Here is an 11993-nt window from a genome sequence, read left to right as displayed (position 1 = left end):
ATGGGATTAGTCTTGTGCGCGCATCGGGATGCGGATGCCGTGCTCTTCTGCCGTTTCGATCGCTTCATCGTATCCTGCGTCGACGTGACGGATGACACCCATGCCCGGGTCGGAGGTCAGCACTGCCTGCAGGCGTTCAGCAGCCTCGTCGGTGCCGTCTGCAACCACAACCATGCCCGCATGCAGCGAGTAGCCCATGCCCACGCCGCCGCCATGGTGGACGGAGACCCAGGATGCGCCTGCGGAAGTGTTGATCAGAGCGTTCAGGATCGCCCAGTCGCCAACTGCATCTGAGCCGTCTTTCATCGCTTCCGTCTCGCGGTTCGGGGATGCGACCGAGCCGCAGTCGAGGTGGTCGCGGCCGATGACGATCGGCGCTTTCAGCTCGCCATTTTTGACCATTTCGTTGATCGCGAGGCCAAATTTCGCGCGATCGCCGTAGCCGAGCCAGCAGATGCGGGCCGGGAGACCTTGGAAGGCGATCTTTTCGCCGGCCATGGTGATCCAGCGGCGCAGGTGGTCATTTTCCGGGAACAGCTCCAGAATCTTTTCGTCGAGCTTCTTGATATCTTCCGGATCGCCGGACAGAGCCGCCCAGCGGAACGGGCCTTTGCCTTCGCAGAACAGGGGGCGGATGTACGCCGGAACGAAGCCCGGGAAGTTGAACGCGTCTTTCACGCCTTCATCAAGCGCCACTTGGCGGATGTTGTTGCCGTAGTCAAATACGGTGGAGCCGAGCTTTTGCAGGTCGAGCATCGCTTGCACGTGTACCGCCATGCTTTGCTTGGCCAGGGCGATCAATTTGTCCGGGTCGGACTTGCGCAGGGCTTCCGCTTCTTCCAACGAGTAGCCTGCCGGAACATAGCCGTTCAGCGGGTCATGCGCCGACGTCTGGTCGGTGACAAAATCCGGCTTGATGCCGCGGCGGACAAATTCCGGGTAGATCTCCGCTGCGTTGCCAAGCAGACCGATCGACAGCGGACGGCCTTCCGCTTTTGCTGCATTGGCCAGCTCCAGCGCTTCGTCGAGGGAGGTCGCCATCACGTCGCAGTAGCGGTGCTGGATGCGGCGTTCGATGCGGGTCGGGTCGACTTCGACAGCGATGACAACGCCTTCGTTCATCGTGACGGCCAGCGGCTGTGCACCGCCCATGCCGCCGAGCCCTGCGGTCAGGGTCAAGGTGCCTTTGAGCGTACCGCCCGTCATCTGGCGTCCCGCTTCGGCAAACGTTTCATAAGTGCCTTGCAGGATGCCTTGCGTGCCGATGTAGATCCAGGAACCGGCGGTCATCTGACCGTACATCATCAGGCCTTTTTGCTCCAGCTCGCGGAAATGCTCCCAGTTCGCCCACGCCGGAACGAGCACGGAGTTGGAGAGCAGCACGCGCGGCGCGCGCTCATGCGTTTTGAACACGCCGACCGGCTTGCCCGATTGCACGAGCAGGGTCTCGTCGCTTTCCAGACGCTTCAGTTCGCGGACGATCGCGTCAAACGCCGGCCAGTTGCGGGCCGCTTTGCCGATGCCGCCGTAGACGACGAGGTCTTCCGGGCGCTCGGCCACTTCCGGGTCGAGATTGTTCATCAGCATGCGCAGCGCTGCTTCTTGAACCCAGCCTTTTGCGTTCAGTTCGGTGCCGCGCGGGGCGCGGATTTCACGTTTTTGTTGGGTGGTCATACGTAATTCCTCCTTAATATGAAAGCGATCTATGATCTACATGAGTTCGCCGGTAATTTTTTGCACGTCTTGAATCCACTCGCCTTGCAGCAGCGCTTCCGCCACTTTTTCGATATCGGCCGACGTCGAACGGTCGGTGAGCACCGGCGGCACGATGCCGCGCAGCAGGTCATACAGCTTGCGCGTCGCCGGAGCCAGTCCGTCAGCGCCGACAAACTCCACCGCTTCCCCGGCGCAGATCAGCTCGATGGCGAGCACTTTCGACACGTTGTCGATCACTTGCGCCGCGTGGCGTGCTGCAGTCGTGCCCATCGAGACGTGGTCTTCCTGATTCGCGGAAGACGGGATCGAGTCGACAGAAGCCGGATGCGCCAAGACTTTGTTTTCCGAGACGAGCGATGCTGCCACGTACTGCGGAATCATCATGCCCGACTCCATGCCCGGTTGGTGGCTCAGGAACGCCGGAAGTTCGGACAGGGCCGGGTTGACCAGGCGTTCCGTGCGGCGTTCGGAGATGTTGGCGAGTTCGCTCATGCCGATTTTCAGGAAATCCATCGCAAAGGCGATCGGCTGCCCGTGGAAGTTGCCGCCGGAGATGACTTTTCCTTCTTCGAGGAAGAGCAGCGGGTTGTCGGTCGCGGAGTTGATCTCGATGGCGATCTTGTCAGCGACATAAGACAGCACCTGACGCGATGCGCCGTGCACTTGCGGCAGGCAGCGCAGCGAGTAGGCGTCTTGGACGCGGATCTCGCCTTGCCCGGTGGTCAGCTTGCTGCCTGCGAGCAGCTTGCGCAGGTTGCTCGCCACGCCGATCTGCTCCGGATACGGGCGCACGCGGTGCACTTCTTCGGAAAAAGCGTCCGGGATGCCGCGCAGAACTTCGACGGTCAGCGCCGCGATCATGTCGGCCGCCTTGGCGAGGCGTTCCGCTTTGACATAGGTCAACGTGCCGATCGACGTCATGATCTGGGTGCCGTTGATCAGAGCAAGGCCTTCCTTGGCTTGCAGTTGGATCGGGGTCAGGCCGGCTTTTTGCAGCGCCTCGCCGCCCGGGAGGCGTTCTCCTTTATAAAACGCTTCCCCTTCGCCCATTAGAACGAGCGCCAGATGGGACAACGGCGCGAGGTCGCCCGATGCGCCAAGCGAGCCCTGCTCCGGCACCACGGGATGCACGCCGTGGTTGAGGCAGTCGGTCAACAGCTGCAGCGTCTCGGTGCGAATGCCCGAGTAGCCTTTTGACAAGGCGTTTGCCCGCAGCATCATCAGTGCGCGCACCGCCGGGATCGCCATCGGCTGGCCGACGGCGCAGGCGTGCGAGCGGATCAGGTTGACCTGCAGCTGTGCCGCATCCTCCGGCGAAATCTGCACATCGCTGAATTTGCCAAACCCGGTGGTGACGCCATAGACCACCTTACCGGTCCGCACCAATTCCTCGACCATCTCCCGACAGTCCTTCACTCGCTCCCATGCCGCATCGGCCACCGTCACGCCCGCGCCTTCAAATGCCACGCGCGCCACATCCTGTGCGGTCACCTGCTCTCCATCCAACAAAACGGTTGTTGTCACGATCATCTTCACGTTCCCCTTTCAGCGCTTTAGCAAAAGAAAGGGACCGGGCGGAAGTCATTCACTTCCACACGGTCCCTTTTTTACAAAAGAGGCAAATATGCGATTGTTTGTGGTGTCCCTGATATGAGTACCTCATCTCAATCACGCGCCTTTGCAATTACTGTTTTAATGTTGCTTATTTTGTATTGTCACATTTATGGTAGGATTCTGTCAAGGGATACTTACTTCGACAGCGCTTGGCCAGCCAATTCCTGCAGTTCATGGAGCGGACCTTTGTCAGTCTTGTACATATTGAGAAATTGGGCGCTGTTTCCAGCCATAATAAGTTGGTCTTCTTCATAATACTTCCCGGAAAGGGGGATCACGACATGCCGAACCGGGATTTTATCACCGCTCTGGTCGCCAATAGCCAACGGTTTCGCCTCGGAAAGTTCGAGCATCAGGGTTTGGCCAGTCTTGGTATAGGTGGCTGTTTCGTCAATCCCTTTGTAAATATCGTTCACTTCCACCAGAGCCTCTTCTGCCGTATCGACGATCTTTTCAAAAATGGGTTCATCCGAAGCTACAGAATACGCGTTCCCCTCTTGGTATATCATTATTTTGGAAACCTTGCCGCGCAACGCCTCTTCGTTGGAATCCCCATTCTGTCCACATCCGGTAAGAGATAAAGGAAGCAACAGCGTGATCAAAAGCAGAACCTTTTTTGTCATCAGGCACACCTCCTGCAAATTGGATTTGTTATTGGACGAATTCTTTGATTGCCTTCTCAGTATCAATGACTTCACCTGTATGCGCATCCACATATATATCTTGGATTTTCGTGCTCACACGCCATGCAGGTTTCATGATATCCTGTTTCATCACAAACGGTTTCGACCAATATACCATCTCTATGTTCTCGACTTTTTGTTTTTTGGTCGACTTCGACTTGGCTGAGATTTCCGATTCAGCTTTTTTTAATACGTCTTGGACGCTGATGGTGTCTTTTTCGCTGCCTATGACTTTCGATTTTACAAAGTTCCATTCCCGATAATAGAACGGTACGCCGGAATTATCAACGATCACTTTGATCGCATCTCCTGCCATACCACGGATTGCGACGTCCTCATAACTGTGACGATACGTGATTTGGTAACCGGTCACGTATTCTTGACCAGTATCTTCATGAACCGACTTCCGAGGAATAATCTCATCTACGTAGGCATCACTTGGCATTCCCCCGTGTTTCTGAATGAATGCATCTGCTTGTTGCAAAGCTTGTTCTTGCGAAAATAATGCCGTCGTTGTGCCGCTTTCATGCGAATACGAGATCGCGCCAGACGGATATACGTTCAAGATTGCCCCCTCATCCGTGTAAATTTGAGAACCGAATTCACCACCCGTTTCTGTCACATATCCATTCGTAAAGAAACTCTTTGCGAGTTCTTCGTAGTTTAGAGCTTCATGCTCAATTTTCACGTTTCCTAATTTTTTTGTCTGGCCGACATTCAGTGGCTGTTCCGAGGATTCGTTCTTCCAGACATCCAAGTAGTATCCGCCGCCAGAGAACCAATGATAGATATCACTTGTCCCTGATATGTCTTTCGTTGCACCTGTATTGACGAAGTGGAAATAGTCATTCTCGTTTCCTTTGTGTCCGGTAATTGCCCAGGCAGGCTCATCCCACGTGACATTTGCCATTTCCCAAGCAAAAATCATTCGTACCGGAACATGCTGATTCGTGCCCCAAGCACGTGTTAAGAACGAGTCAACGACGAAACTGTCGGCAGATTCGGATGAGTTGTCACGGTAGCCAAAGATATGGTGACCGCCATTTGCCAGCGTTCCACCCCAACCGTTTTGCACCAGAACATCGCAAGCCATAAACATAGCCCACTCAAAGTCGTGATCTACTGTATCGTCCCAACCAACCCAACCATTCCCCACATCATCCCAGTTTGCATAAATTCGCTTGGTGTTGGTATATGTGCTGCCGCCTGCCTCTTGTAAGATAAGATTCCCGGTGGAGCTGCCATGTCCTGTAAATAATAGGATATCAGTATACTTGCCAGAGTTCACAAAATCGGTATCCCACACACTCCCATCGTAATACTCCGCATATTTTACCCAGTTTCCATTCGCAAGCAATCTGTCTCGGAATTTGTAAGCATCGTCATTATTCAAGTCGGATGCGTACATATAGTCGGCTACTCCGAGTGCCATAAAAGTACCGCCTGCTGAAGCAGTACTTACAGGTATCGAGATGACAGCACCTGCTAAGCAAATGCCTATCGAAAGGCGTACTTTCTCTATCATTAACATAATTGCTCCTCCAGTTATAACTCTCTCAGATGTCTTATATAAAGTTAAAGATTATTAGTGACTATCCTTTTTGTAATTGTTGGATAAAATGTTCGATCAAGCGAAAAAAACCCTTGGGACGACGAATCCCAAGGGTCATTTTGCAGTTTCGGAACGTGAAGCCTTTTAGCAAGATAATTTTAAAATCCAAGGATGACCAGGTAAATGTGTTGAAAGAGCTCTGAGAAGCCACACTCTTCCATCTTCGGTCAACATCGGCACATGCACCTGAAAATCCTCCTCATCTTTCGCCCGGCCCTCTTTTGCTTTATAGAGCAGCTGCCATTCGGGGGCGACGTACGGGAGGCCTGCGGCATCCACGCGCTCGAACTGACTGCGGGGCATGCTGATCGCTGTGTTGCGGCGGAACGGGATGATGTCGCCTTCGCGGTCAGTTAGCAGGATTTCAAGGAACTCCTCTCCCCTGTGCAGGTGCAGGCCGTAGCGGGGCGGCAGGGTATCCTCGACACGGGTCCCCGGCTCCAGACGGTGCTCGCCGGGGATGGCGACGGAGATTTGCCAGTCCGCGAAGTATTCAAGAATCGCCGGCATGTGCTCGCGATAGATGCAGATGTCCAGGTCCTCGTGTTCGCGGTAAACGCGTCCGCCGGCAACGTCAAGCGCCCACCCGCCGGCGAGGAACCAGGGGTGGGGGAAGTTTTGCATCAGGTCGCGGATGGTGCGGATGTCCGGGTGCGAATGCAGATCATTAGTAAAGGTCATAACTCCTCCCCAAATTTGACGTCGTCGACTTCCCATTCTCCTCCGCCGATGGGAACGACTTTCAGGCCGAGGATGTCGACGTAATGGTAGACATTCGGATAATACTGGATGCGCGCGTTGACGATGAAGCCCGTTTCCCCGTCCTTGTCGATCGGGGTCGCTTCCAGGATCGCAACGTTGACCACTTCCGGCATTTCCTTGTCGCCTTTGAGCTGCCTGACCTCGTCCGGCGTCTTCAATTGCTGCTTGACGATCTCTTGCGCGGATTCTGTGGCAAACTCCAAGCCTTTGATATCATCGTTTGAGGTGCGGTGTTGATAATCAAGGACGGCCATGCTGAAATCTTTGGCCACGCTGATCGCGAGATATTGGCGCTGCTCGACCGTTTGGCCGCAGCCGAGGAAAAGGAGACTGGCGAGCAGCAAGCCTGCCGTGAATCCTGTTTTCATCGGACCCCTCCAGTCACACGTTTTCCTTATTTTATCACAAAATGTTCTGACTACTCCTCCCGCAAAAAGCAAACATCCCATGTGTCATCCTGACCGGAAGAAAGTTCGATGCGGACCTGCCAGCCCTTTGCTTCCCCGAGTTGACGCCAGTGCAGCATACTTGGAACACGTTGAAGCAGCACGCACGGGCCCATGCACTCGTGCAACAGTTCCTGTACGTCAGAGATGGAAAGCTGCTCTTCTGCAAAATCAATCACCAGAAGATCTTCTGCAGTTTCCTCGTCCATGCAAAACCGAGTCAGCTCATTCATCAATACACACCTCAAATTGAAAAATTTTCATTCTCAGCAAGGATTAAGTTCATCACTATTAATATTCTCTATATTATCAATAATTTCCCTCTTTTGTAAAGTTGCGAATAGATTCTACAACAAGTAGTGAAGTTGGGACTCTTACCCACTAGTTATTACTCCATTTTTCGACAAGTTAGACGATGCCCTAACACCTGTCCTACCTGCTCTGACATAAGGTGTAAGTATCAACTGGGTAACTGTTAACGATAGCCAAGCGTACAGCAAGCACATCTTTGAGCAGGAGGTAGTTTAGATGGATTTCGGTTTCATGAGCAACTCGGTAGGCAAGTTGATTCAAGTGGAGCGCGGCGGTCCCGACAAGATCAAAGGGAAACTGCTCGGCATCAAGGGTGATCATCTGGCGGTTGAGACGGAAAACGGTGTTGTCTATGTGCACACCCCGCATGTCAAAACGATCTCGGAGCCGATCGTGGTCGAGAAACAGGCAGAAAACGCAGAGCCTGCAGGAGTTCCGGCTGCACCGCCTGTCGTGCTGGAAGCGGATGACTTCAATTCTCTGATCGGCCAGATGGAGCACAAGTATGTCAAGATCAACCAAGGCGGCCCGAACGCGCTGGAAGGCGTCGTACTGCTGCAGCGGGAAGGCGTCGTCACGATCGTGCACAAGATGAAAGACTATGTCCACTACCCGATCTATCACATCAAAACGATCACCTGGATCATCAACGCGATGAAGCAAGAAGAGAAAAAAGACGACAATAAAAATGCCAAGAACGACAACAAAAAAGAAGACAACAAATAAGCGAGGCGATGAACTGTGCGTACCCTGTTGAGCGAATGGGTCGGTCATACGGTAACGATTGACCAAACAGGCGATACGGCGGTCGTTGGGATGCTGGTGAGCGTGCAGTCGGACTATGCCACGCTGTTCACCGCACAACGGCAGCTGGTGCACTATCCACTCGCCCACATCAAATCTTTGTCCACCGACATTTCCGTGCTCGGGAGCGATCTCCCGGAACTGGATGCGGCCTTCCCGGATACTTTCCGCGAGCTGCTGGCTTCCTTCTACAAGCAGATGGTGAAAGTGGAAAACGGCGAAGGTTCGGTCACCGGCGTTGTGTTCGCCGTCACCGATGAGCATGTGCAGATCGTAAAGACGGTGAAAGAGACGATTTTTTACCAGATCGGTCAGCTGATGAACATCGCTCCGGTGCTTCGTTATCAGCAAAGTGAAAACGCTGAAAACAGCACTTCGTCTGAGGAAAATTCCGGCGCTGAAAGCGCAGGCGAAACAGCGGATGCAGGCGCAGCGGTGACAGCAGACGAAACTGCCGGTGAAACTGCTGATGGCTCTGCTGATGGCTCTGCTGATGGCTCTGCTGATGGCTCTGCTGATGGCTCTGCTGATGGCTCTTCTGATGACTCTGCTGATGGCTCTGCTGATGACTCTGCTGACGACTCTGCTGATGACTCCGCTGATGACTCCGCTGATTACTCTGCTGATGACTCTGCTGATGACTCTGCTGATGACTCTGCTGATGACTCTGCTGATGGCTCTGCTGATGACTCCGCTGATGACTCTGCTGATGGCTCTGCTGATGGCTCTGCGGACGACTCTGACGGAGAAACCGAAAGCGACGACGCGATGGAAGCATCGCAGGACGCCCCTGAGCAAAATGAGGCTGAGGAAACGGTGCAGGCAAGCTCCGATGCTCCGGCCGCATCCGGGCACTTCCGCCCGCAGCGCGGGACGAGATTTCCGCGCAAGAGAGCGCAACAAGCTGCACCGTTCTCCCTCCCCCTCCCCTCCGGAACTTCCCCGTCTGAGAACCATTGGCGGGCGATTCAAGCTCTGAATCAAGCCAGCTTGAAACGAATCGGCAAGCCCCGCACCTCCCGTCAAAAGGATGAGATGAAAAAACTGCTCCAGTCCCTTTTCCTCTCCGGCATCTCGCTTACCATCTCCTCCATGAAAAACAAGCGCGTCTGATCATGCAACAACAGCAAAGCACACGGTCTGCCTCCTGCAGACCGTGTACTTTTTTTATGGAGCTTCGAATACGTCTAGTACTACGAAAACTGGGACAACTTCCCGCATGAGGAGCCGCCCGATGCGCCGTCTGTTGCTCACCGAAACGATCGGAACCTTTTTTCTCGTCTTTGCCTGCACCGGAGCGGTCATCGTCGATGCCCAAACACACGCGCTCGGCTCAACCGGCACCGCAGCGGTCGCCGGGCTTGCCGTGATAGCGCTGATCTACTCGTTTTCCCACATCTCCGGCGCACACTTCAACCCGGCTGTCACCGTCAGCTTCTGGCTGCTCGGCATGCTCCGGGGACCGCTGGCCGTCCTGTACATCCTGGCACAGCTCTTGGGGGCGCTGGCGGCGAGCTCCATGCTGTTATTGCTCTTTGGCAACACCGCCGCACTTGGGGCCACCCTGCCGCAAGCGTCCTGGCATCAGGCGTTTTGCTTTGAGTTCCTGCTGACCTTCTGGCTGGTCTTCGTGATCTTGGGCTCCTCTGTACACGGCAAAGCGATTCGCTCCTTTGCTGGAGTTTCCGTCGGAGCTGCTGTCGCGCTCGCCTCGCTGATCGGCGGCCCGGTCAGCGGCGCGTCGATGAACCCGGCGCGTTCGCTCGCCCCCGCCCTCCTCTCCGGCTCCCTGCACGACCTCTGGATCTACCTGACCGCCACCCTGCTCGGCGCTGTCTGCGCCGCGCTGCTGTACCGCCGTCTCTATACATAGCAAAAACAGGCCCCGCTCCGTGGCCTGTTTTTGCTGTTACGGCAGATGCACCGCTTTTAAATGATGCAGATTCCAATGGCAGGACTCCCCGCCGGCGTTGATCAATTCAATTCGGCTGTTCTCCACCGTCTTGAGCAGCCCGATCTTGTCTGCTTTGTCGGCAAAATCAAAGACGACGAGCTGCCCGACCAGCTTTTTGCATTGTTCATCAAACGAGCGGGACAGCGGCAGCGGGTTGGGATTGACGGGCAACAGCGAGTTCTGAAGCGAATACGGCGTGGTGCCTTGCGGATAAGGAATCAGCCATTTGAGGTGCTCCAGCGAGATGTAGATCGTTTTATAGACCGGCGAGTAGAAAACGAAATAGTTGTTCATCACACTGGTCAGATAGCCATGCACCGTCTCTTTCCCCGACACATACAGCTCGACAAACTGCCCGCGCAGATGAATCAGCAGATTGCGATATGACAGGCTGGCAGCCTCGACCTGCACCGGATTGAGAATCTCGGCGGCATCCAGCTCTTCTGCACCGGCCGGACGCGCTTTCAGCTTTTGGACGTGCACGAACGGGATGTAGTGATAACGTTCCCGAATCAGCATGACAAGCACGTCCGTTCCAACATCGGCCAAAGTTCCTGACAACCATTTCCCGCCCGAAACTTCGACCTCCACCTGGGTCCCCAGATAGGAACGAAATCTGTTCAAATGTCCACAACCTCCTTTTTACTTAACAAACAACCACTCGATCCAAACATACAGGCTGACCATCGTAAAAATCAGAGTGGGCGGTATGACGAGCATCGTAATTCGCAGATAGCTCCACCAGGAGAGCTTGACTTTGGCGCGGTGCAGCAGATGCATCCAGATCAGCGTCGCCAGTGTGCCGATCGGCAAGAGCAACGAGCCGACATCGCTGCCGATCACGCTGGCCAGGTAAGCGACCTGCCTGGTCAGCGGGTCGAGGCTCATCCCGGTCAAGGCGAGCGTGCCGATCATCAGCGCGGGATGGTTGTTAAACAGGCTGGACATCGCCGTGACCAGCCCGCCCATGAGCAGGATGGCATCGAGACGGTTGTCCGACATCAGCGGCTGCAGGTGATCGATGATCAGCTGGGTCAGCCCGATGTTATGCAAAGCATAGATCTGCACGTACATCCCAAACGCAAACGCGAAAATGTGCCAAGGCGTCTTTTTCCAAAGATCATTCGGCGGGATCTTCATGTACGCCCAGCGCCAGATCAAGAGCACCAGCGCGCCGCCCGCCGCCATCACTTCGACGGGGATGCCGAAATAAGAGCCGACAAACAAGCTGACTCGCACCACGATGACGAACAGGAAGATTTTCAACATGAAGCGGGATTTTTGCTGCTGCTGAGGGGAAGCCAAACGAAGCGAGATATGCGGTGGAAGCGCACGGAGCTGTTTGGGGATGTCGCGTTTGAAGATAGCAAGCAAGAGCACGACCATCAGCAAGAGTCCGGCAGTTGCCGGGACGAACATCATCGCCGTCTGCATGTACAGGTCCATGCCGACCACCTGCAAAGCGATCAGGTTGACGATGTTGCTGACGCCAATCGGCGCGCTGGAAGCGGTGGCGATCAAAGCGCCGCTGACCAGATACGGGATCTGCTGATGCGGCTTGAGACCAAGCTGTTTGAGCAAGATCAGTAGGATTGGCGTGGTGATCAGGATGCTGCCGTCGTTGTTGAAAAACAGCGTCATCAGAAAACACAGCAGATTGGTGTACCAAAACAACCGCAGGCCGGAGCCGCGGGCCCTGACTGCCAACCGGTCGGCAATCCAGGAGAAAAACGCGAGGCTCTCCAAGACGTTCGCCATGACGATGGTCGCGATGATCGTCACCGCCGCCCCGCTCACCGTCTGCAAAATCTGCCCCAGATCGGACATCGGCACCGCTCCGATCAAAAGCATCAATGCAGCCCCCGCAACGGCAGGGACCGCTTCGTTCAGCTGGTGCGGCCGCCAGAACATCAGCAGCATCATCAGCAGAAACGTGCTGACGGTCAAAATGATGATTGAGGTGGGCATTGCATTCTACCACTCCTTTCTCAAGCTGCTTGTCCGCGCTTGTACCCAGCGGACATCGATCACGGGAGGATATCTGTCCGGCAACTTGAGTTGTACAATATCTTACGTTTTGAAGGGATAGC

The 11993-nt window shown here is 54.9% G+C and carries 12 protein-coding genes; 3 read left to right on the top strand and 9 right to left on the bottom strand.

The genetic code is table 11. From position 1 onward, the window contains the following. Window positions 1–6: 6 nt before the first annotated feature. The 7 genes from hutU to CBW65_RS18985 form a co-directional block, all read right to left on the bottom strand. Complete coding sequence (gene hutU, locus CBW65_RS19015) at window positions 7–1674, bottom strand: urocanate hydratase (RefSeq protein WP_087458177.1); 1668 nt, start codon at window positions 1672–1674, stop codon at window positions 7–9. Window positions 1675–1710: 36 nt separating this feature from the next. Beyond that, window positions 1711–3246 carry a histidine ammonia-lyase gene (hutH, locus tag CBW65_RS19010; RefSeq protein WP_087458176.1) on the bottom strand — a complete coding sequence of 512 codons (1536 nt, stop codon included), beginning with the start codon at window positions 3244–3246 and terminating at the stop codon, window positions 1711–1713. Between the two features lie 218 nt (window positions 3247–3464). Continuing rightward, entirely contained in the window at window positions 3465–3953 is a 489-nt protein-coding gene (locus tag CBW65_RS19005; protein WP_087458175.1) for a hypothetical protein, read from the bottom strand. Between the two features lie 28 nt (window positions 3954–3981). Continuing rightward, on the bottom strand, window positions 3982–5544 hold the full coding sequence (locus CBW65_RS19000; protein WP_087458174.1) for a hypothetical protein: 1563 nt from the start codon (window positions 5542–5544) through the stop codon (window positions 3982–3984). A 165-nt stretch (window positions 5545–5709) separates the two neighbouring features. Next, a complete protein-coding gene (locus CBW65_RS18995) occupies window positions 5710–6306 on the bottom strand; it encodes a nucleotidyltransferase domain-containing protein (protein ID WP_087458173.1) in 597 nt (198 codons plus the stop codon). Then, window positions 6303–6755 (bottom strand): hypothetical protein, encoded by a 453-nt coding sequence (locus CBW65_RS18990; RefSeq protein ID WP_087458172.1) that lies wholly within the window; start codon window positions 6753–6755, stop codon window positions 6303–6305. Before CBW65_RS18990 ends, CBW65_RS18995 begins: the two co-directional genes overlap by 4 nt. A gap of 50 nt (window positions 6756–6805) precedes the next feature. Next, window positions 6806–7066, bottom strand: a complete 261-nt coding sequence (locus CBW65_RS18985; protein WP_087458171.1) for a hypothetical protein — start codon at window positions 7064–7066, stop codon at window positions 6806–6808. Between the two features lie 295 nt (window positions 7067–7361). Here CBW65_RS18985 and CBW65_RS18980 point away from each other — a divergent pair, with 295 nt between their 5' ends. The 3 genes from CBW65_RS18980 (at window position 7362) to CBW65_RS18970 (ending at window position 9822) form a co-directional block, all read left to right on the top strand. Then, entirely contained in the window at window positions 7362–7871 is a 510-nt protein-coding gene (locus CBW65_RS18980) for a hypothetical protein (RefSeq protein ID WP_087458170.1), read from the top strand. 90 nt (window positions 7872–7961) lie between these two features. Further along, window positions 7962–9062 (top strand): hypothetical protein, encoded by a 1101-nt coding sequence (locus tag CBW65_RS18975; RefSeq protein WP_157722060.1) that lies wholly within the window; start codon window positions 7962–7964, stop codon window positions 9060–9062. Between the two features lie 121 nt (window positions 9063–9183). Continuing rightward, window positions 9184–9822, top strand: coding sequence for an aquaporin (locus CBW65_RS18970; RefSeq protein WP_087458168.1), 639 nt, complete (start codon window positions 9184–9186; stop codon window positions 9820–9822). A gap of 36 nt (window positions 9823–9858) precedes the next feature. On the opposite strand, the gene CBW65_RS18965 is transcribed toward CBW65_RS18970, so the two are convergent. Both CBW65_RS18965 and CBW65_RS18960 read right to left on the bottom strand, forming a co-directional pair. After that, on the bottom strand, window positions 9859–10527 hold the full coding sequence (locus CBW65_RS18965; protein ID WP_087458167.1) for a DUF2642 domain-containing protein: 669 nt from the start codon (window positions 10525–10527) through the stop codon (window positions 9859–9861). A gap of 18 nt (window positions 10528–10545) precedes the next feature. Next, window positions 10546–11871: an arsenic transporter gene (locus tag CBW65_RS18960; protein ID WP_087458166.1), complete on the bottom strand. Its 1326-nt coding sequence runs from the start codon at window positions 11869–11871 to the stop codon at window positions 10546–10548. Window positions 11872–11993: the final 122 nt, after the last annotated feature.

The sequence above is a fragment of the Tumebacillus avium genome, assembly GCF_002162355.1.
In the GTDB taxonomy this organism is placed as follows: domain Bacteria; phylum Bacillota; class Bacilli; order Tumebacillales; family Tumebacillaceae; genus Tumebacillus_A; species Tumebacillus_A avium.
This window is presented reverse-complemented; position numbering and strand designations above follow the sequence as displayed.